19 protein-coding genes are annotated in these 20,069 nt (G+C 39.7%); 1 reads left to right on the top strand and 18 read right to left on the bottom strand.

Annotated elements, in window-relative coordinates:
- Positions 1–9: 9 nt before the first annotated feature.
- From LLF28_01295 to pheA, 11 genes are all read right to left on the bottom strand, one after another.
- Positions 10–1,455, bottom strand: a complete 1,446-nt coding sequence (locus tag LLF28_01295) for a sensor domain-containing diguanylate cyclase (protein ID MCE5194085.1) — start codon at positions 1,453–1,455, stop codon at positions 10–12.
- Entirely contained in the window at positions 1,452–2,300 is an 849-nt protein-coding gene (gene sppA, locus LLF28_01290) for a signal peptide peptidase SppA (protein ID MCE5194084.1), read from the bottom strand. Before sppA ends, LLF28_01295 begins: the two co-directional genes overlap by 4 nt.
- Positions 2,297–3,877 (bottom strand): 30S ribosomal protein S1, encoded by a 1,581-nt coding sequence (locus LLF28_01285; protein MCE5194083.1) that lies wholly within the window; start codon positions 3,875–3,877, stop codon positions 2,297–2,299. Before LLF28_01285 ends, sppA begins: the two co-directional genes overlap by 4 nt.
- A complete protein-coding gene (gene ispH / locus LLF28_01280) occupies positions 3,867–4,709 on the bottom strand; it encodes a 4-hydroxy-3-methylbut-2-enyl diphosphate reductase (GenBank protein ID MCE5194082.1) in 843 nt (280 codons plus the stop codon). The genes LLF28_01285 and ispH overlap by 11 nt, the downstream gene beginning before the upstream one ends.
- Positions 4,710–4,712: 3 nt before the next feature.
- Positions 4,713–5,336, bottom strand: a complete 624-nt coding sequence (locus tag LLF28_01275; GenBank protein ID MCE5194081.1) for a 1-acyl-sn-glycerol-3-phosphate acyltransferase — start codon at positions 5,334–5,336, stop codon at positions 4,713–4,715.
- The gene (gene cmk, locus LLF28_01270) at positions 5,333–5,989 is read right to left on the bottom strand and encodes a (d)CMP kinase (GenBank protein ID MCE5194080.1); all 657 of its coding nucleotides are present in this window, start codon (positions 5,987–5,989) and stop codon (positions 5,333–5,335) included. Before cmk ends, LLF28_01275 begins: the two co-directional genes overlap by 4 nt.
- A 76-nt stretch (positions 5,990–6,065) precedes the next feature.
- Complete coding sequence (gene aroA / locus LLF28_01265; GenBank protein MCE5194079.1) at positions 6,066–7,370, bottom strand: 3-phosphoshikimate 1-carboxyvinyltransferase; 1,305 nt, start codon at positions 7,368–7,370, stop codon at positions 6,066–6,068.
- Complete coding sequence (locus tag LLF28_01260) at positions 7,360–8,217, bottom strand: prephenate dehydrogenase (protein MCE5194078.1); 858 nt, start codon at positions 8,215–8,217, stop codon at positions 7,360–7,362. Before LLF28_01260 ends, aroA begins: the two co-directional genes overlap by 11 nt.
- Before the next feature lie 12 nt (positions 8,218–8,229).
- Positions 8,230–9,255, bottom strand: a complete 1,026-nt coding sequence (gene aroF / locus LLF28_01255) for a 3-deoxy-7-phosphoheptulonate synthase (GenBank protein MCE5194077.1) — start codon at positions 9,253–9,255, stop codon at positions 8,230–8,232.
- A gap of 35 nt (positions 9,256–9,290) precedes the next feature.
- A complete protein-coding gene (hisC, locus tag LLF28_01250) occupies positions 9,291–10,358 on the bottom strand; it encodes a histidinol-phosphate transaminase (protein MCE5194076.1) in 1,068 nt (355 codons plus the stop codon).
- Positions 10,355–11,428: a prephenate dehydratase gene (gene pheA, locus LLF28_01245; GenBank protein ID MCE5194075.1), complete on the bottom strand. Its 1,074-nt coding sequence runs from the start codon at positions 11,426–11,428 to the stop codon at positions 10,355–10,357. The genes hisC and pheA overlap by 4 nt, the downstream gene beginning before the upstream one ends.
- 161 nt (positions 11,429–11,589) lie before the next feature.
- Between pheA and aroF (LLF28_01240) the strand changes: the two genes are divergently transcribed.
- Positions 11,590–12,615 (top strand): 3-deoxy-7-phosphoheptulonate synthase, encoded by a 1,026-nt coding sequence (gene aroF, locus LLF28_01240; GenBank protein MCE5194074.1) that lies wholly within the window; start codon positions 11,590–11,592, stop codon positions 12,613–12,615.
- Between the two features lie 3 nt (positions 12,616–12,618).
- Here aroF (LLF28_01240) and LLF28_01235 read toward each other — a convergent pair whose 3' ends face one another.
- The 7 genes from LLF28_01235 to LLF28_01205 form a co-directional block, all read right to left on the bottom strand.
- Positions 12,619–13,647 (bottom strand): 3-deoxy-7-phosphoheptulonate synthase, encoded by a 1,029-nt coding sequence (locus LLF28_01235; protein MCE5194073.1) that lies wholly within the window; start codon positions 13,645–13,647, stop codon positions 12,619–12,621.
- Between the two features lie 578 nt (positions 13,648–14,225).
- Positions 14,226–15,524 (bottom strand): phenylacetate--CoA ligase, encoded by a 1,299-nt coding sequence (locus LLF28_01230; GenBank protein ID MCE5194072.1) that lies wholly within the window; start codon positions 15,522–15,524, stop codon positions 14,226–14,228.
- Between the two features lie 20 nt (positions 15,525–15,544).
- Positions 15,545–16,285, bottom strand: a complete 741-nt coding sequence (locus LLF28_01225; GenBank protein ID MCE5194071.1) for an ABC transporter ATP-binding protein — start codon at positions 16,283–16,285, stop codon at positions 15,545–15,547.
- Between the two features lie 3 nt (positions 16,286–16,288).
- Positions 16,289–17,065 (bottom strand): ABC transporter ATP-binding protein, encoded by a 777-nt coding sequence (locus tag LLF28_01220; GenBank protein MCE5194070.1) that lies wholly within the window; start codon positions 17,063–17,065, stop codon positions 16,289–16,291.
- Positions 17,049–18,020, bottom strand: coding sequence for a branched-chain amino acid ABC transporter permease (locus LLF28_01215; GenBank protein ID MCE5194069.1), 972 nt, complete (start codon positions 18,018–18,020; stop codon positions 17,049–17,051). The genes LLF28_01220 and LLF28_01215 overlap by 17 nt, the downstream gene beginning before the upstream one ends.
- 1 nt (position 18,021) lies before the next feature.
- The gene (locus tag LLF28_01210; protein MCE5194068.1) at positions 18,022–18,903 is read right to left on the bottom strand and encodes a branched-chain amino acid ABC transporter permease; all 882 of its coding nucleotides are present in this window, start codon (positions 18,901–18,903) and stop codon (positions 18,022–18,024) included.
- Positions 18,904–20,049: an ABC transporter substrate-binding protein gene (locus tag LLF28_01205; GenBank protein ID MCE5194067.1), complete on the bottom strand. Its 1,146-nt coding sequence runs from the start codon at positions 20,047–20,049 to the stop codon at positions 18,904–18,906.
- Positions 20,050–20,069: the final 20 nt, after the last annotated feature.

Here is a 20,069-nt window from a genome sequence, read left to right as displayed (position 1 = left end):
TAGGATATACTATCTGAAAATTGCAATAGAGTCTTTGCCTTTCTTTTTAGCAAGAAGCATTGCATTGTCAGCAAGGGTAATTATATCATCTTCTTTTTTAACTTTTTTGTTAGGGTAAGAAGCAATCCCAATGCTGACAGCAATGCGGTGTTTCGTCACAAGTGATTTGAATTTGTATTTGTTAAAAGCTGTTCTAAGTCTCCTGGCTTCTGCAAGAGCTCCTTCTTCAGATGTCTGCGGAAGAAACATAATAAACTCATCACCGCCATATCGTGCGAATATATCGCATTTTCGCGTGTGTTTTCTGATGTATTGCGCAAATTCTCTGAGAACAGCATCTCCGGTTCTGTGACCATATGTGTCGTTTATTTTTTTGAAGTTATCTATGTCGAACATTATGCATGCAAAGGGTATTTTATGTCTGGATGCCCTGTTGAATTCTTCGCTGAGTCTGCCATAGAAATATCGTATATTATAGATACCTGTTAAATAATCTTTTGCTGCACACTTTTCTAGTTTTAATTTTTCGACATTAAGTTTTTCATACAGGAACGAGTTGTATAAGGCGTTTGTAGAGGCGTTGGCAATAGAATGAAATAGTCTCAGTTCCTTGTCTGTAAAAGTATGTGATTTTCTTGATGTCCTGAGGAAAAGAGTGCCTATTACTTCGTGGCGAAAAATAATAGGTATGACAACAATGGATTTTATCCCTAAAGGCGCAATTATTGACCTTACTTCCTTAAGTAAAGGATCTTTCAGGGCATCTTTAATAAAAACAGTGTTTTTTGTTGCAAGGGCTTTTCTTATCTCAGGATATTTTTTAAGGTCTAATTTTATATGTGCTTTTTTTACATTTTCATATGTTGATATTACATATGCATGACTTTTTTCTTGAAGTGGAATGCTAATTATAGAGCATCTTGTGACCTCTGTTATTTCTGCAATTTTTCGTACTACAAAATATAAAACCTCAGTAGGATCGAGGGTTGATGATACAAGGTATGTCAGTTCAATTATTGTCTCAAGGTCTTTCTTCTGTGTACATACGCTTTCGACCAGGGACTTATTATTAATGGCAATGTTTATCTTATGATCGAGATCTTCTTTGTAAAAAGGTTTTATGAGGTAGGAATCGATGTTATACGTGGAAAGATAATTGATGCCTTCAGATATGTTGCCGGTCACCATTGCGATTACAGGGAAATTGATTTTTTGCATGTTAATTTTTTCTAGACTTACAGAGGTTCCAGTAATAAGCGCTACTACTGAATCATTTTTTTTGGAAACAGCACTATTAAGTGACGCTGAACTTTTCATAAAAACTACTGAATAATCAGAGCGATTTTTAAAAAAGCACTTTAAAAAATTAAGACTCTCAGTGTCTTTTTCATATACGTAGATTGTTTTCTGAAAGTTTTTTAGATCAGTTATTTTTTCCTCGAGAATTTTTTTCATGGCGCCAACATGTATTTTATTTTTATAAATGGCAAAATATCTGAAAGTTCTTTAGCGAAGTTTCCTCTCAGCATATCAAAAAAAGAGAACCGTTCTTTTTTGCTTATGACATCGGGCTCTCCTTCTATCCCTGCCATCTCGGCAGCAACGGTTATTGCATTCTCAAAAGTTCCAAGTTCATCTACAAGCCCGGCATCTACAGCTTGTCTGCCTGTGAATATTCTTCCGTCAGATATTTTTCTTACATCAGAAACATCCATGTCTCTGCCTTCGGCAACTGCATTTATGAACTGCTCATGAACGTCATCAAGCACTCTTTGTAATATAACTCTATCATCTTTTTTCATTTTTCTAAAGACTGAAGCGATATCTTTATGCCTGCCGCTTTTGATTACTTCTGTTTTTATCCCGAGTTTGTTCATAAGGCCTTCTATATTAGGTATCTCCATTATAACGCCGATTGAACCAGTAAGTGTTCCAGGATTTGCAATAATTTTGTCAGCAGGCGCTGATATGTAATAACCTCCAGAAGCAGCCACAGAGCCCATCGACACAACTACGATTTTTTCAGCTACTGCTTTTTTTACTTCTTCATATATTTCCTGAGAAGGCGCAACTCCTCCTCCCGGACTGTCTACCCGAAGGATTATTGCCTTGATTGAATTATCTTTTGTGTGCGACTTTATCTCTTGAACTGTATTTTTTGAATCTATTATCGGGCCTTCAATGTATATAACAGCGACTTTTTCAGTCAAAGAGATGTTCTTTGCAGACAGGAAAAATATTAAGCTTATTATTGCAAGTAATATTAAGATGCCTAAAAAAATCAAACAGCCTTTTTTCATTTTACCTCCGTTATTGCAATGAGAGTTTTCATACTTAACCCGATCTTTCGTTTATCGAGATCAATCTTCATTATTTTTGCCGGCAGAATATCCCCTTCCTTAAAAGGATTTTCCTGCCGTACTACTTCGGACGCATAGATGAGGCCCTCGAAACTATCTTCGATTTGCACAAACAATCCGAATTCTGTTGAATTAATTATTTTACAATTTAGAATATCTCCGAGTCTGAATCTTTTAGGTATGTCATTCAGCCATGGATCAGGGGTGAGTTGTTTGATGCCAAGCGTAATTTTTTCTTTCTCAGGTTCAATATTTAGAACCACTGTATCAACATCCTGTCCCTTCCTTAGCTTTTCCGAAGGATGTTTTATGTGTTTAGTCCATGAAATATCGGAAACATGAACGAGTCCGTCAACCCCTTCCGGCAATCCAACAAAAGCTCCAAATTCTGTTATACTGCTTATCCGACCGTTAATTGTTTGGCCAATCTTGTATCTCTGTGCGACTAAATCCCATGGGTTTGGCTTTGATCTTTTTATGCTGAGTGAGATGCGGCGGTCTTTTTTGTTTATGTTCAAAATAATTGTTTCTACAACATCTCCTAAAGAGAAGTATTTGGATGGATGCTTACGATTTGAAGACCAGTCAATTTCAGACTGGTGGACAAGTCCTTCCAACCCTTCCTCTATTTCTATAAACAAACCATATTCTGTAATATTGACGATTTTCCCCATGACCTTTTTGCCCTCGTTATAATTGTTTTCTATTGTAAGCCATGGGTCGGGATGTTTTTGCTTATATCCCAGACTAACTCTGTTGTGTTCTTTGTCGTATTTCAGCACGACAACTTCAATTTTTTCTCCGATTTTAAATATTGACGAGGGATGTTTTATCCTGCTCCAGGATATGTCTGAGATATGAAGGAGTCCGTCTATCCCTCCCATATCAACGAATACGCCGTAGTCAGTGATATTTTTCACTTTCCCAGTGATTACGGCTCCTTCTTTAAGCCTTTCAATAATTTCAGCCTTCTTAACAAGCCGTCCATCTTCACCAACAACTGCTTTATTAGAGACTATGACGTTTAGTCTGTCGCTGTTTGCCTTAAGAACTTTAAAAAGCAGTTTTTTGTTAATAAGATCCTCAGCGCCTTTGAATGTTTTCAGGTTTATCTGTGAACCAGGTAGAAATGCATTTATGCCCGAGAGATTTACTGAAAATCCGCCCTTTGTCTTGCCGGATATTATTCCCTCAACAGGAGTGCCGCTGGAAAAAGCTGACTCAATAGTTACCCATGATTTCATTTTTGATGAAGCTTTTCTGGAGAGATTGATCATGCCTGTGATATTTTTAACCTTTTCAACACAGACAATAAGATCACAGCCTTCTTTTAATTCTGCAAACTCATTAATCGAGAATTCTTCAGCAGGGATAAAGCCGTCGGATTTATATCCGATGTCTACAAGTACGCCGTCTTTTTTTATGCCTATGACTTTCCCTTTTAGTATCGAGCCCTGATGTATGGTATGTAAGGTTTCAGAATAAAGCCTTTCAAGGTCATTATTGCTAAATTCCATTTTCAGCTATCTCCCTGATTTTTTTCTCGACCTCAGAGATTATCCAATCAGGTGTTGATGCACCTGCAGTTATACCGACATTTTCGATGCCCTTTACCCATTCTGAATTCAGTTCTTCAGCTGTTTCTATGTGATATGTTGGAACAGAAAGAGACCTGCACAGTTTGGCAAGCTGTGTTGTATTTGCGCTGTTTTTGCCTCCGACAACTAACACGAGATCCACCTTTTTGGCCATCTCCTCTGTTTCCTTAAGCCTGATAGATGTCGAATTACATATAGTATTATATACCTTCACTTCATTTGCAAGCTGAACTACTTTTGAAAAGAGTTTCTTCAGCGCTTCTACAGGCTGGGTTGTCTGAACAACAATCCCGACCTTGCGTTTGATTTTTGGAAGCGGCTCGCTGTCACTTACAACCAGGACATCACCGCCTGCATAGCTCATCAGACTTTGAACTTCCGGATGATCATTGTCTCCAAGTATTATTACTTGATAACCTTCTTCGTTTAGAAGTTTTGTGTTTAGCTGGGCTTTTTTTACAAAAGGGCATGTTGCATCAATTATATTTGTGCCTTGTTCGGAAATCTGATTCATGAGCTGCAAAGGAATGCCGTGGGTTCTGATTATAAGTGTGTCGATATCTGTTTTTCTTATGTCTTCGACTGGGGAGATGCCTTTACCTTTAAGTTTTTCTATAACCTGAGGATTATGGATAATAGGCCCGAGAGTATATATGCCTTTCTTTTTTTTATCAGCCATCTCAAAGGCAATATCCACAGCTCTTTTCACGCCAAAACAGAATCCCGCTGCTTTAACAACTGTGATCTTCATGTTTTACTTATCAGCCAGTTTGCAGCTGAGGTTTTTTATCGCCTCCATTATTTTGATGCCTATTTTTTCATGAGAGTCTTTATTTGATTCATTTACATCTTCATTTATATTTATCTTATCGCCAAATATAACTTTGACTTTAACAGGTTTTGGAAATTTAGAACCTACTGGGAACGCTCTATATGTGCCGTCAATGTATGCAGGGATAATCGGGGCTTTAGCCAGCGATGCTATAACCGCAGCGCCTCTCTTCGGGCTGAGAAGATCGCCGTTTGCGCTTCTTCCTCCTTCAGGAAAAAGAACTACAAGTTCGCCTTTTTTTAAATGCTTAACAGTGTCTTTTATAGTGGATGGTTTTGTGCTGTCTTTGTCAACAGGGAAAGAAAAAATTCTAACAAAACCTCCCACCAACGGGAGATTAAAAAGCTCCCGTTTTGCCATGAATGTAGCTTGTCTTTTCTTTATAGCACATCCAATAAGCAGAGGATCCAGATAACTGGCGTGGTTTGCTACAATGAGCGCACCGCCTGTTTTGGGAATTTTTCCCCAGTCAATAGACTCAAGTCTAAAAAGAATTTTACCCATGATAAGCAGAGCAAGTCTGTGAATGAAATATGCAAAGCTCAAATTACAACTCCTGTTATTTTTAAGATATAATTCATAACCTCATCAGCAGACATGGTTGATGAATCTATATATACGGCATCATCAGCTTTTTTCAGCGGGGATATATCGCGGCTGGAATCTCTGATATCTCTTTCAATAACATCTTTTTTTGCTTCGGCCTTTTCTATATCCATGCCTTTTTCTTTTAACTGCAAATAGCGCCTGTTTGTCCTCTGATCAGTTGATGCGTCAAGGTAAAATTTTTTCCATGCATCAGGAAATACGACTGTGGTCATATCTCTTCCCTCGGCTACAAGATCAGCATTTTTAGCAGCATCACGCTGGATATTTAAAAGAAATTTACGAACAACTTTTTTTGAAGAAAATATAGACGACAGGCGTCCTATTTCAGGAGAGCGTATATCTTCTGAAACATCTCTGCCGTTAAGAAACACTTTTCCGTCAATGAATGAAATTTGGATCGAAGAGAGTAAATTACTGAGCAGATCATCAGCTGCATTGTCTCTAATGCCTTTTTCTCTAAATGCTAATGCAACTGCCCTATAAAGTGCGCCTGTGTCCAGATACCTGAACCCGAGTCTTTTTGCCAGTTCCTTTGCGATGGTGCTTTTGCCCGCGCCTGAAGGCCCGTCTATAGCTATAACTCTGCCCATGATTTTATCTGTTAATTTTAACAGAATTTGTGAGATTAAGGATTAATATTAATTGTTATGCGTCCAGAAAAAACTACTAGTTGTTTCTGGATAACCGCTGAAGTTCTTTGTAAAATCCCGGAAAGGATATATTCACAGATGAAACGCCTTTGATAGTTGTTATTTCTTCAGCAGCTAATGAAGCGATTGAGAATGCCATTGCTATTCTGTGGTCATCATGACTTTCAATAACAGCGCCTTTCATATCAGCACTGCCTTTTATGTTTAGTCCGTCATGGAATTCTTCAACCTCAACACCCATTGCCTTTAAGCCTTTAGACATTGCGCGTATCCTGTCTGATTCCTTGACCCTTAATTCTTCTGCTCCTCTGATTGATGTTAAGCCTTCTGCTTTTGCTGCAGCAATGCATATAATTGGAAGCTCATCAATAAGTGCAGGTATCTGTTCTTTGGTTATATTTACAGCCTTAAGATTACCTGAGTTTTTGCACCGGATATCTGAAACAGGTTCTCCAGAGACTTCTTTTTTATTTATCAATTCAATATCAGCGCCCATTTTTCTAAGAACATCAATAAGCCCTGTCCTTGTAGGATTTATTCCTGCATTTTTTATTGTTAGATCAGAGTTTTTCACAAGTAAAGCTGCTACCATAAAAAATGCTGCTGAAGAGAAATCACCAGGCACTGATATGTCAGCAGGATTAAGTTCATTGTTTGCTAATCCTCTTATTTTTACATTCAAACCGCTAACTTTTATGTCTGCTCCTGCAGTCTTGAGCATCCTCTCTGTGTGGTCTCTTGATCTGATTGGTTCAGTGATTGATGTTTCGCCGCTGGCATATAATCCTGCAAAAAGGATGGAAGATTTTACCTGTGCGCTGGCAATCGGCATTTGATAATCAATCGAATGCAGTTTCCCTCCTCTTATAACTATAGGCGGATAAATATCGTCTGCCTGAGCTGTAATATCAGCTCCCATCTCCCTTAGAGGTTTTATGACTCTTGCCATAGGACGTTTTCTTAAAGAAGCATCTCCAGTCAGGGTTGAAATGAATGAATTTCCTGCAAGAATACCTGAAAGAAGTCTTATTGTTGTGCCTGAATTACCGCAGTCAATAATATCCGCAGACTCTTTCAACCCTCGAAATCCTCTGCTGTTAATGATTATTTCATCTTTTATTTCACTGATATCTATGCCGAGCTTTTTAAAGGCATTCAGTGTGCTTAGAGTGTCTTCAGCGCGAAGAAAATTTTTTATTCTGCTTCTGCCGTCTGATATTGCGGATATCATTATTGCCCTGTGAGATATTGATTTGTCCGGAGGGGTTGTTATTTCGCCTTTGAACGAGCTGACTTTTTTTAAGTCGATATTATCTGACATTGTCTCTGAGCGTCTTGGCTTTTTTAAATTCCTGTTCCAAAGACCCGGAGTCTTTGGCTTTTATGTGTCTGCTTAAATCATCCAGATTTTTCTTCAATAACTCTAAGAGTTCAAGAATATTGTCTTTGTTCATGATGCATATGTCTCTCCACAATTCAGGAGAACTCGCTGCAATCCTTGTTGTATCCTTGAACCCGGCACCTGCAAAATCAAGGTATGATTTATTTTTTTCGCCGATAGTATTAATAAGTGCGTATGCAGCAACATGAGGCAGATGACTGACAGCCGCGAATATTCTGTCATGTTCGTCGGGACTCATTAGTATGACGTCTGAACCTAAAGCTTTCCATAATTCTGATATTTCAGAGAGCGCAGTTTTATCAGTCCTTGCTGTAGGAGTCAGGATGCATTTTGCACCTGAGAAGAGTTCAGCTTTTGCTGTGTCTATTCCTGTTTTTTCGCTTCCTGCAATCGGATGCCCTCCGACAAAGGCAGCGTCTTCAAACATAAATTTTTCGCTCTCTGCTACAAGGTTTCCCTTAACGCTTCCAACATCCGTGACTATTGCACCATTTTTCAAGGAGCCTGCTATTTTTTTTATTGTATCCAAAAAACAACCAACAGGCATTGCAAAAACTATCAAATCAGATTCAGCGCATGCCTTGTTAATATCAAGCTCATAAGAATCTATAATTTTTTTATCCAATGCTTTCTTGAGATTTGTCTCGCTTCTGCCATAACCTGTTATATGTTTTGAAAGTTTATTTTTTTTAATTGCGAGCGCAAGTGATGCGCCGATAAGTCCGGTTCCAAGTATGGTTATTTTTTTAAAATAAAGTTTTGACATTATTTTTTATATTTATATTTCTCTTCCAACAGCTTTTGCTATTGGTTTTAGTTCAGCCATGAGTTTCTTGAAGGCATTAGGTGTGAGCGACTGTTCTCCATCTGACATTGCCTCTTCGGGATTTGTGTGGACTTCTATAAGCAGTCCGTCAGCTCCGGCAGCAATTGCTGCCTTTGCCATAGGAGGAACAATATCCCACTTGCCTACTCCGTGGCTTGGATCAACAACAACAGGCAGGTGTGTCTTCTGCTGGAGCACAGGGATAGCGCTGAGGTCAAGAGTGTTTCTTGTCTCAGTCTCGAATGTGCGTATTCCTCTTTCGCAGAGAATAACATCAAGATTCCCCTTTGACATGATATATTCCGCTGCCATAAGCAGTTCTTTTATTGTTGCCGAGAGTCCTCTCTTAAGCAGAATCGGCTTGTGGCACATGCCTACTTCGAGAAGGAGTCTGAAGTTCTGCATATTTCTTGCGCCTATCTGTATTATGTCTGCATATTTAATCATCAGATCCAGATCTCTCGGATCCATTATCTCCGTAACAACAGGAAGTCCTGTTTGTTTCCCTGCCTCTGAAAGATATTTCAATCCTTCGAGTCCAAGTCCCTGAAAGGCATAAGGAGATGTGCGGGGTTTGTAAGCTCCGCCCCTTATAAATGATGCGCCGGCAGCCTTTACCTTTTTAGCCACATTGATTATCATTGCCTTGTTCTCTATTGCGCATGGCCCGGCAATAACAGGGATCTTTTTCCCTCCTATTACTTTGCCTTTTACTTTTACCAGAGTATCTTTTGCCTTGAAATTTATGTTGGCGAGTTTGTATGGTTTGATTATCCTTACTACTTCTTCTACGCCTCTCATCATCCTGAAGGCGTTTTCCTGCTCCTCCGTAACTTTTGATGTGTCTCCGATAACTCCTATGACTATCTTTTCTGTGCCGTGCGATATATGTGCTTTAAGCCCGCGGATCTTTAATTTATTGACTATGCTGCTTATGTCTCTCTGCGCTGCTCTGCTATTTAATACAATGATATCCATTTTGCTCCTCTTTTAATTTCATTAACTAATTATTCTCACAATATATTTTTTAATTCCTGTATAAAACGTTCATTCTCTTCTTTAAGTCCTATGGTAACCCTTATTGCATCAAGCCCCATTGATCTTATGATAACTCCTCTTTTAAGCAGCTTCTCATACAAAGACATGGGAGCCTTCACAGGCATATAAATAAAATTTGCCTGAGTAGGGATATAATTTAATCCGAGTGATTTCAGCTCTTTATAGAGATATTTCTTGCCTTTTTCATTTATTCTTTTTGTTTTTTTAACATGTCTGCTATCAGACAGAGCTGCTAATGCTGCACACTGCGCCAGAGTGTTTGTATTGAATGGTTCTCTTATCCTGTCCATGGCATTAATTATCTCTTTCTTTGCAATCCCGTAACCAATCCTCAAACCTGCAAGTCCGTATATCTTTGAAAATGTCCTCAGTATCAGAAGATTGTCTCTTTTTCTGAAGTGTTCAAAACTGTCTGCATAATCAAGGGCAGATACATATTCATAATAAGCCTCATCAACAACAATCAGGATATCGTCGGAAATCCTGCTCATCATTTTATCAAACTCGTTTTTTTTGTTTATTGTGCCTGTCGGGTTGTTCGGATTGGCAATAAAGATTATCTTTGTATTTGACGTGACTGCATCAGCCATTGCATCAAGATCATGTGTGTAGTTCTTAAGAGGTATCTGTATCGGCTTTCCGCCCACAGCTTTAACAGACATAGAGTAGACAACAAAAGAAGGAACTGCCATTACAGCCTCGTCTCCTGCTTTTAAAAAAGTCCTTACTGCTGCATCAATCAGTTCATTCGAGCCATTCCCCAGTATTAGTTCATCCTCATTAACAGACAGCGTTTTTGATAATTCTTTTTTCAGATAATAACCGCTTCCGTCAGGATATCTGTTCAAATTTTTTATCGAACTTTTAATTATTTTTAATGCAGCAGGAGACGGTCCCAGAGGATTTTCATTCGATGCGAGCTTGATAGAATTTTGTATCCCGAGTTCTCTTTCGAGTTCTTCTAATGGTTTACCCGGCACATAAGGCTGGATGTCCAGAACATATTCAGAAGGCCTTATCACTGTATGCTTCCCTGAGGATATGAACCAAGAATCTTTAGATACAGACAGCCCTCTTTTACTTCTTCTATTGCCTTGCTCACCTTTTTGTCGTCAACATGCCCTTCTATGTCCACAAAGAAGATATATTCCCATGCCCTGCGTTTTGAAGGCCTTGATTCTATCTTTGTGAGATTTATTTTACTTTTCTTAAACGGCATAAGTATCTCATAAAGCGCTCCGGGTTTATCTTTGATAGAGAACATTATTGATGTTTTGTCATTGCCGGATTTTTTTGGGAATTCTTTTGATATAACCAGGAATCTTGTGACATTATGCCTGTTGTCTTCTATGTTTTTTTCAAGGACATTCAGGTTATATGTTTTTGCTGCAAGTTCGCTTGCAATAGCAGCAGCATCCTTATCCTCAGCAGCAAGCTCTGCTGCCTTTGAAGTGCTGGTTGCTTCGATTATTGTTACATCCGTCATATTTATCCTGAGCCATGATCTACACTGAGCAATAGCCTGCGGATGAGAATATATTTTTTTTATCTTCGATCTGTCAGTCTGTTGTGAGAGCAAGTTGTGCGATATCTCGAGTATTATCTCTGCTGAGACTTTCAGGTCAAAGTCAATGAACATATCGAGCGTATAACTTACGACACCTTCATTAGAGTTTTCTATGGGCACTACGCCGTAAGCCGATTTTCCAGTATCCACATTCTCGAATACTGTTTTTATGTTTTCAACGGGTTTAAATGCCGCTGATGAACCGAAACGCCTAAGTGCGGCAAGATGCGTAAATGTGGCGGTAGGACCAAAATATGAAACCTTGACAGGTTCTTCAAGAGACAGAGAACCTGAGATTATTTCCTTGAAAACAGCCCGTAAGGAATCATTCGAAAAAGGGCCTTTATTGTTCTTTGTTACTCGTTCAATAATCTGCTGTTCGCGCTCCGGCGTGTATATCTTGAAATTTTTTTCGCGTTTGATGTGCCCGATCTTCAGGGCAAGTTCAGCGCGCTTGTTCAGCAGCTCGAGGATATCATCATCAAGTTTGTCAATCTTGTTTCTTAGTTCTTCAAGGCCGCTCATTTTTACCTCTCTGACATCCCTAGAAACGTGTTTTCAAATAAACATGATTGGTTTCTGGTAGAAGTTAATATTACTTAATTCATCCTGTTTTTTCAAGGTATCCCGGTGTTTTGCTATTTTAAATCTGCTTGTGTAGAATAAGAATGCCAAGAGGTAAATATATGCTTATTGTAATGCATCATAGCGCAACTGGCAGTGACATTGAGAATATAAAAAAGATAATCTCCTCAATGGGCCTCAACCCTGTTTCAATTCCCGGAGCCGAGAGAACTGCAATTGGTGTGATAGGAAATCAGGGATGGGTCGATGACAGTCAGATAAGAGATGCAAAAGGCATATTGGAAGTAATTCATGTCACAAAACCTTACAAACTTGTGAGCAGAGACTTTCATCCATCAGACACTGTTATCAATCTTGGCAATAATATCAAAGTCGGCGGAGAAGCTCCTTTTCTTGTAATTGCAGGCCCTTGCGCAATAGAGAGTAAAGAACAGCTTCGCAGCACTGCAGTATTCCTGAAAGAACTCGGGATCAGTGTTTTAAGAGCAGGCGCATACAAACCAAGAACAAGTCCTCACAGTTTTCAAGGCTTAAGAGAAGAAGGACTGGAGATTCTAAATGACATAAAAAAAGAAGTTGGAATTAAAGTTGTCACAGAAGTGATGAGTCCTGAACATGTGAATATTGTTTCTGAAAAATCCGATATGCTTCAAATCGGAGCGCGCAACATGCAGAACTTCGATCTCTTAAAAGAAGCAGGAAGGATAAAAAACCCCGTTATCTTAAAGCGTGGACTTTCAGCGACTGTTGAGGAATGGCTGGCATCGGCAGAATACATACTCCTTGAAGGAAATCCCAATGTTGTTCTTTGCGAGCGCGGGATAAGGACTTTCGAAACAGCTACGCGCAACACATCAGACCTCTCTGTGATCCCATTGGTTAAAAAAATGTCTCATCTGCCTGTGATATTCGATCCAAGCCATGCAACAGGCAGGAGAAGTCTTGTTTCTCATATGGCTTTGGCATCGATTGTTGTCGGAGCAGACGGAGTTATGATAGAGATACATCCTGACCCTGAACGCGCGCTCTCAGACGGACCACAGTCTCTGCACTTTCAAGAATTCAAGAGCCTTTTTGCCAAGATAATATTAATGGAAGAGTTTGTTAAGAAGAAGATAAAAGAATAAATCTTAGACCAAACCAGCAAGCTCTCTCAAAAGTTTTTCAGAATCTTCCCAACCAAGACACGGGTCTGTGATTGATTTACCATAGATGTTCTCGCTTATTTTCTGAGAGCCTTCGATAAGATAACTCTCTATCATCAATCCCTTGACCTTATTCTTCAGTGTCTTGGAGAACTGTCTGCTTCTCATGACCTCTTTTGCTATCCTAGGCTGTTCCTGAAATTTTTTGTTAGAGTTTGCATGATTGGTATCAACAATGATTGCAGGAAATATCAGATTCCTTTTTTTGTATAATTCAGCAACTCTGACAAGATTTTCATAGTGATAATTAGGATAGTTCGTTCCATACTGATCAACAGCCCCGCGCATTATGCAGTGCGTAAGAGGATTCCCTGATGTTTTTACTTCCCAGCCATTATAAACAAACACATGCGGAAGCTGAGCTGCCTGCACAGAATTAAGCATAACCTCAACATCACCGCTTGTCGGATTCTTCATTCCTGAAGGAACATCAAGACCGCTTATTGTCAGTCTGTGAAGCTGACTTTCAACAGAGCGCGCGCCAACAGCAACATAACTCAAGATATCTTCAAGATACGGATAATTTCCCGGATAGAGCATCTCATCAGCAGAAGTCAGATGCGATTCCTTCAAAGCCCTGATATGCATTTTTCTGATTGCCTTGAGTCCTTTTAACATATTAGGTTCTTCAGAAGGCTTTGGCTGGTGAGCCATTCCTTTATATCCTTCGCCAGTTGTGCGCGGCTTGTTCGTATAAATTCTGGGAATAAGAATTAATTTCTCCTTAACCTCATCCTGAAGTCTTGCGAGCCTTGAAACATATTCGCATAAGGAATCTTCATTATCAGCAGAGCAGGGGCCGATTATCACGAGAAATTTATCGCTATCTCTCTTGAACACAGAGATTATCTCCTTGTCTCTTTCTGCCTTTATTTTTTTCAATTCGTCAGACAAGGGAATCGTCTCAAGGATCTCTTTTACGCTCGGCATTTCTCTTATATACTGAAAACTCATCTTTCTTCACTCCATTTTCAGACTTAATAAGCTATTTTAAAACATTTTTTAGAAAAACGGTTTGTAAAATATGAGCAAGTGCTCGTGCATGATGAGGAGGAAGTTGTAGCCTTTGGATTTTTTGACCCAGAAGACGGTTGCCCTGCAGTTGTGCTGAAGATAAATAGCCAAAAAATTTGTGTTTTGATAATATACTTTTATGAAACAGTATGAAGCAGTTCTAAAAGCTATGGAAGCCAATGGCGGCTATGCTACCCTTGGTTTTTTGTATCAAGAAGTGCTGAGAATTAAAGATTGTATTTGGGAAACAAAAACTCCATTTGCGAGTATCCGTAGCATTGTTCAAGATAAACGTTTTTTCTTTAAGATACGCCCAGGTTTATGGACATGCATACTGTATGGATGTGAGTAGCGAAAGAAGAAAAATATCAAAATTGCTGTATAAATTTTTAAATGACTTATCACATTGAAAGAGTAAAGATATCCCTGACCCCAAAATCCCCCATCAGCTGCAGCTTCTCCGCAATAAAGAAATTCTGGAATTTAAAGGAAAAATATCTGTATCAGTTCCGATAGTTTCACAGTTTTCTGTTGTCAATTATTCTTTTTGATTTGCCTTCTGTTCTTTCGAGTGTTTTTTTCTCGACGAGCTTTACGTTAACCGAGACGCCGAGGTTTGATGCAAGGCGTTTTTTGATAGTGTCGATGAGTTCATTCTGTTTTTTCATCTCATCGAAGAATATTGACTCTGAGACTTCGACTTCTATTGTGGCTGTGTCAAGTGCTCCTTTGCGCTCCAATATTATCTGGTAATGAGGTTCTGTGCCTTCTATCTCGAAGAGCACTGTTTCTATCTGTGAAGGAAATACATTGACACCTCTTATTATCAGCATATCGTCTGTTCTTCCCATTGTTCTCTGCATCCTTATGAATTTTCTTCCGCATGGACATTGTTCGGGAATGAGCTTTGTTAAGTCGCGCGTTCTGAATCTTATTACAGGGAATGCTTCTTTTGTGAGTGTTGTTATGACAAGTTCTCCTGTTTCTCCTGCCGGAACAGGTTTTAATGTCTCGGGGTTAACTATCTCGACCAAGAAGTGGTCTTCGTTTATGTGAAGGCCGTTTCTTTCAAGACATTCTCCTGAAACACCCGGACCCATGACCTCGCTCAATCCGTAATTGTCTGTTGCGATTATCTTTAGTTTATCCTGTATCTCTTTTCTCATTGCTTCTGACCAGGGCTCTGCTCCGAAAAGACCATATTTAAGCGACAGCGAGTTGGTGTTTATCCCCATCTCAAGCATTGTCTCTGCTATCTGCAAAGCATAGCTGGGGGTGCATATCAGAGCGGTTGTCTTAAAATCCTGCATTATCTTTATCTGTCTTGCTGTGTTCCCGCTTGATATTGGGATTACGGATGCGCCGATGCGTTCTGCGCCGTAGTGAATTCCGAATCCTCCTGTGAAGAGGCCGTAGCCGAATGCTATCTGAACGACATCGTCTTTTGTGACCCCGGCTGCTGTCATGACCCTTGCCGCAAGATCAGACCACGTCTTGATGTCATTTTTTGTGTATCCGACAACAGTGGACATTCCGGTTGTGCCTGATGATGCGTGAATCCTTACAACTTCTCTCAAAGGCACTGCGAACAGTCCATAAGGATAGTTTTCCCTTAAGTCATTTTTTGTTGTGAATGGGAGTTTCTGCAGGTCTTTTAAAGAGCGGAAATCGTCAATGTCTATTCCCATCTCATCGAATTTTTTTCTGTAGAACGGCACATTCATATAGACTCTTGAGAGCGTTGCCTGAAGTCTCTCAAGCTGAAGCTGTTCCAGTTCTTCTCTTTCCATTGTCTCTTTATCAGGTTCCCAGTACATAAGTTCCTCCATATTTATTTTTACATTTTAATTTCAGAATCAAGATCTCTGCCAAGATATGCGCGCTGCACATCTTTGTTAGAAAGAAGATCTTCCGCAGCACCCTGCAGAACTATTCTTCCTGTCTCAATAACATATCCGCTGTCTGCTATTTTTAGAGCGCTTCTTGCATTCTGTTCTATCAGCAGCACGGTCAGCCCGAATTTATCGCGCAGTTCAACTATATGCCTGAATATTTCTTTGATGACAAAAGGCGCAAGTCCCATGCTCGGTTCATCGAGCAAAAGCAGTTTTGGTTTTGCCATCAAAGCTCGGCCGATAGCGAGCATCTGCTGTTCCCCTCCCGAGAGTGTGCCTGCATGCTGCTTTCTTCTTTCTTTTAATACGGGGAATATAGAATATATTTTCTCGATGTCGTTTTTTATCTCGGCATTTTTTTTGTATGAATGCCTGTGAAATGCTCCGAGTGTGAGATTGTCTTCAATGCTTAAAGGTTTGAACACAAGTCTTCCTTCAGGCACATGAGATATGCCCATGCTGACTACCCTGTCAGGACTGCATCTGGAAATATCAACTCCTTCATATATTATGCTGCCGTTGTTTGACCTTATCAATCCTGATATTGTGCAGAGCAGGGTGGTCTTGCCTGCGCCGTTGCCTCCTATCAGAGTGACTATTTCGCCTTTTCTGACATGAAGCGACGCATGTTTTACAGCATGTATCTTTCCGTAAAATACATCTATATTTTTTAAAGTCAGCATCTGTTATTCATCAACTCCAAGATACGCTGTTATCACATCCTGATTTTTCTGTATCTCAATCGGAGTGCCTTCAGCAATGACCTCTCCGAAATTAAGTGCCGTTATCCTGTCGCTTATGCGCATAACCAGATCCATGTCATGTTCTACAAGAACTATCGTTATGTTGTATCTGTCTCTTATCTGTTTTATCATCTCGCCCAGATGATGTGTTTCTCTTATGTTGAGTCCTGCTGCAGGTTCATCCAGAAGAAGCAGGATTGGTTTTGATGCTATTGCCCTTGCTATCTCCAGAAGCCTTTGTTTTCCGAATGAAAGTTCATCTGCAGACATGTCTTTTTCTTCGAGCATCCCGATAAACTCAAGCTCTGATTCAGCATTTTTTATGCATGAGGCTTCGTGTTTCCAATATCGAGGAGTTCTAAGTATTGTATCAAACACAGAATATTTGACCTTGCTGTGATATCCTGTCATAACATTTTCGAGTAAAGACATATTGGAGAATATTTCCACATTCTGAAATGTTCTTGCTATGCCTTTTTTGCCCCTGTCATGAGAGGGAATGCATGTTATGTCATTGCCTGTAAATTCTATTAAGCCTTTATCAGGTTTAATGAATCCGCTTATAACATTTAATAGCGTAGTTTTTCCTGCTCCGTTAGGTCCGATTATTGCTGTTATATTTTTTTCACGGGCTGAAAAATCGATATTGTTCAGCGCCTGAACTCCGCCGAATCTCACACTTATATTTTTGCAGTCAAGAATATTATTGTTTTTCTGCATCAACTGCTTTTTCCCTTTTAAATATTTTCATGATTTTAAAAATTCCGCCGGCAATTCCGCCTGGAAGAAATATCATGCAGACTATAAGTATTGCACCGTAAAGGAGGATCTCTATGTTTTCAAATGTCCTTAGGAATTCAGGCAGGACTGTAAGAAACAATGCGCCTGCAACAGCTCCCCATATGTTTGCCATACCCCCGAGAACTACCATGGCAAGAAGCTCAATAGAAAAATTAAACCCAAATGAAGAAGGCGCAACAAATGAAAGATAATGCGCATAAAGCACTCCTGCGATTGCTGCAAAGATGGCTGAAAGCACAAAGACAAAGAGTTTGTACTTTGATATGTCGATGCCTGCGATCTGTGCGGCTGATTCGCTTGTGTGAATAGCACGCAGGGCTCGGCCTATTCTGGAATTTATGATATTAAGCGAGACAAAGATTATGAGAGTAAGAACTACTGTGACAACATAATAATATGAAAGGTCTGAATCGAATTTAAAGCCGAAGATATTAAGTCTGGGAATACCTGTAAAACCTGAAGGCCCTCCTGTAATGCTTATAGTCTCGTTGAAAAATATATAAACAATTATCCCGAATCCGAGTGTCCCCATTGCTAAATAATGTCCCTTTAATTTAAGTGTTGGAATTCCTATAAGATATGCGACGATTGCAACTACTATGATTCCGGCAAGCATCCCAGCGATTATTGGCAAAGAGAATGTTGTGGTGAGTATTGCTGTTGTATAAGCGGCTATGCCGTAAAATGCTGCATGACCCAATGATATCTGCCCTGCGTATCCGATAAGCAGGTTAAGTCCTACGGCTATTATTGCATGGATCCATGAAAGCGTTAGTGTGTTTGTGTAGTAGTCATTAGTCAGGAATTTTGGCAGGACAAGCAGAAGAATCAGAAAGCCTGAGCATGAAAAAAGATCTGTCCTGAATTTTTTCACTTCAGACTCTCTTTATGCTTTTCTGCCCGAACAACCCTGATGGTTTCACAAACAGAAGAATTAAAAGTATGAAGAATGCAAAGGCATCTTTATATGCTGAAGATATAACTCCTGCTCCGAATGATTCGAGAACCCCCAGTATAAGTCCGCCTGCTGCAGCTCCAAAAGGATTTCCGAGACCGCCTATAATGCATGCTGAAAAACCCTTCAGGCCAAGGAGTATGCCTGCATCATATGATGTCAATGTTATCGGAGTGAGTATTGCGCCGCCAATTGCTCCCACCATTGCTGATATCATGAAGGAAAAAAGCACCATTTTGTTAACGTCAATGCCTACAAGATAGGAAGCCTTTTTGTCATATGAACATGCAAGCATGCCCTTGCCGTAGATTGTTTTTGAGAAAAATATTTTCAAAGACATAAGTATTAAAAGAGTTATGACGAGTATCCAGATGCTCTGCGGCATTATTGCAGCTCCTGCGAAGTGTAGTGGTTCATGACCTGAGAACTGAGGAAGCGAAAATGTATCTTTCCCCCATACGAGCATCGCAATTCCCCTTATGAGTATTGAAACGCCGATAGTGATAATTATCAGATTTATTGTCGAATTTTTTTTTGCCGGTCTTATGGCAAGTCTGTCGATGGCAGCTCCGACAAATGTTGTTGTAATGATAGCAAGAGATATTGAAACGGGAAGGCCGAGATTAAACCACTTAAGAAAGAATACGCTCAGCATTCCGCCGAGCATCACGAATTCTCCCTGTGCGAAATTGATAATGCCTGTTGTATTAAAGATGATGGTAAACCCGAGGGCAGTAAGCCCGTATGTACTGCCCACGGTTAACCCTGAAATGAGAAATTGGAGGTAACTCGAAATCCCCATCTATTTTTTGATTATCTTCCAGTTGCCTTTTTCAATAACGACCATCTCGAATGCATTTTCATCAAGACCATTATGGTCTTCAGCGGTGAAGTTAAATATTCCTGCTGTTCCTATAAATCCTCTTGTTTTCTCTAGGTTGTTTCTTATGTCAGCAGGATTAACAGATTTCCCTGTTTCTATGGCTTTTACAACAAGCATTAATGCATCCCATGCATGTCCACCAAAAGCCGAGATTGGAGATTTATATTTTGATTCATAATCTTTTACGTATTTTTTTAGCATTGCTTTCTGCGGATGCTTGTCGGGTATCTGCTCTGCAACAATTATCCTTCCTGCTGGAAGAAATATTCCTTCTGCTGAATCGCCTGCCAGCTCAATAAATTTCTTTGATGCAACGCCGTGGCTCATATAAAGAGGAATATTTATTCCAAGCTGAACTCTGTTTTTTGCTATAACAGCAGGCCCCGGGTTTGTTCCCCAGCACACAATAGCTTCTGCATCTGTCCCTTTTATTTTTACGAGCTGTGCAGTCATGTCAGTATCTTTTGGTCCATATACTTCATCAGCAACGAGTTCAATTCCCATTTTTGGAGCAAGCTCTTTCAATACCTCTCTGCCTGCCTGTCCAAAACCGTCTGATACGGTGATGATTGCAATTTTTTTGATTTTTTTAGACAGCAGTTGACTGAAAATCTTTGAGACTGCATGTCTGTCAGACTGCGGTGTTTTAAAGACCCATTTTTTTACCGGTTTCACGATTTTCTCAGCTGCTGCGCATGAAATAAGAGGAACTCCTGCTTTCTCGAATTTTTCTTCTATGGCAAATGTATTTCCTGAAGTGGTAGGTCCGATGACAGCAACGACTTTATCTTTTTTGAGAAGTTTGTCTGCGGCAAGAACTGCCTTGTTAACATCTGTCTCGTCGTCATAGATTATAAGTTCAATCTTTTTGCCCATTATGCCGCCCTTGCTGTTTATCTGATCTTTAAGCATTAAGGCGGTGTTTTTCTCAGGCTCACCCAGAAAAGAGGCAGGCCCTGTTACTGAGAGTATGGCTCCTATCTTTATTGTTTCTTCTGCCAATGCCGGTGAGACAAGCATACACGAAAAAAATAAAGTGATGATAAATAAATAAATCTTTTTCATATCTCCTCCAATTTGATATT

This window comes from Nitrospiraceae bacterium (assembly GCA_021373015.1).
Taxonomy (GTDB): Bacteria; Nitrospirota; Thermodesulfovibrionia; order Thermodesulfovibrionales; family UBA1546; genus JAJFTJ01.
Note: the sequence above shows the minus strand (reverse complement) of the source record. Positions and strands in the feature narration are given on the sequence as shown.

Coding starts and splice junctions, on each gene's coding strand:
- LLF28_01295 (MCE5194085.1), bottom strand. CDS start 1,455: ATGAAAAAAATTCTCGAGGAAAAAATAACTGATCTAAAAAACTTTCAG.
- sppA (MCE5194084.1), bottom strand. CDS start 2,300: ATGAAAAAAGGCTGTTTGATTTTTTTAGGCATCTTAATATTACTTGCA.
- LLF28_01285 (MCE5194083.1), bottom strand. CDS start 3,877: ATGGAATTTAGCAATAATGACCTTGAAAGGCTTTATTCTGAAACCTTA.
- ispH (MCE5194082.1), bottom strand. CDS start 4,709: ATGAAGATCACAGTTGTTAAAGCAGCGGGATTCTGTTTTGGCGTGAAA.
- cmk (MCE5194080.1), bottom strand. CDS start 5,989: ATGGGCAGAGTTATAGCTATAGACGGGCCTTCAGGCGCGGGCAAAAGC.
- aroA (MCE5194079.1), bottom strand. CDS start 7,370: ATGTCAGATAATATCGACTTAAAAAAAGTCAGCTCGTTCAAAGGCGAA.
- LLF28_01260 (MCE5194078.1), bottom strand. CDS start 8,217: ATGTCAAAACTTTATTTTAAAAAAATAACCATACTTGGAACCGGACTT.
- aroF (MCE5194077.1), bottom strand. CDS start 9,255: ATGGATATCATTGTATTAAATAGCAGAGCAGCGCAGAGAGACATAAGC.
- pheA (MCE5194075.1), bottom strand. CDS start 11,428: ATGAGCGGCCTTGAAGAACTAAGAAACAAGATTGACAAACTTGATGAT.
- aroF (MCE5194074.1), top strand. CDS start 11,590: ATGCTTATTGTAATGCATCATAGCGCAACTGGCAGTGACATTGAGAAT.
- LLF28_01235 (MCE5194073.1), bottom strand. CDS start 13,647: ATGAGTTTTCAGTATATAAGAGAAATGCCGAGCGTAAAAGAGATCCTT.
- LLF28_01230 (MCE5194072.1), bottom strand. CDS start 15,524: ATGTACTGGGAACCTGATAAAGAGACAATGGAAAGAGAAGAACTGGAA.
- LLF28_01225 (MCE5194071.1), bottom strand. CDS start 16,285: ATGCTGACTTTAAAAAATATAGATGTATTTTACGGAAAGATACATGCT.
- LLF28_01220 (MCE5194070.1), bottom strand. CDS start 17,065: ATGCAGAAAAACAATAATATTCTTGACTGCAAAAATATAAGTGTGAGA.
- LLF28_01210 (MCE5194068.1), bottom strand. CDS start 18,903: ATGGGGATTTCGAGTTACCTCCAATTTCTCATTTCAGGGTTAACCGTG.
- LLF28_01205 (MCE5194067.1), bottom strand. CDS start 20,049: ATGAAAAAGATTTATTTATTTATCATCACTTTATTTTTTTCGTGTATG.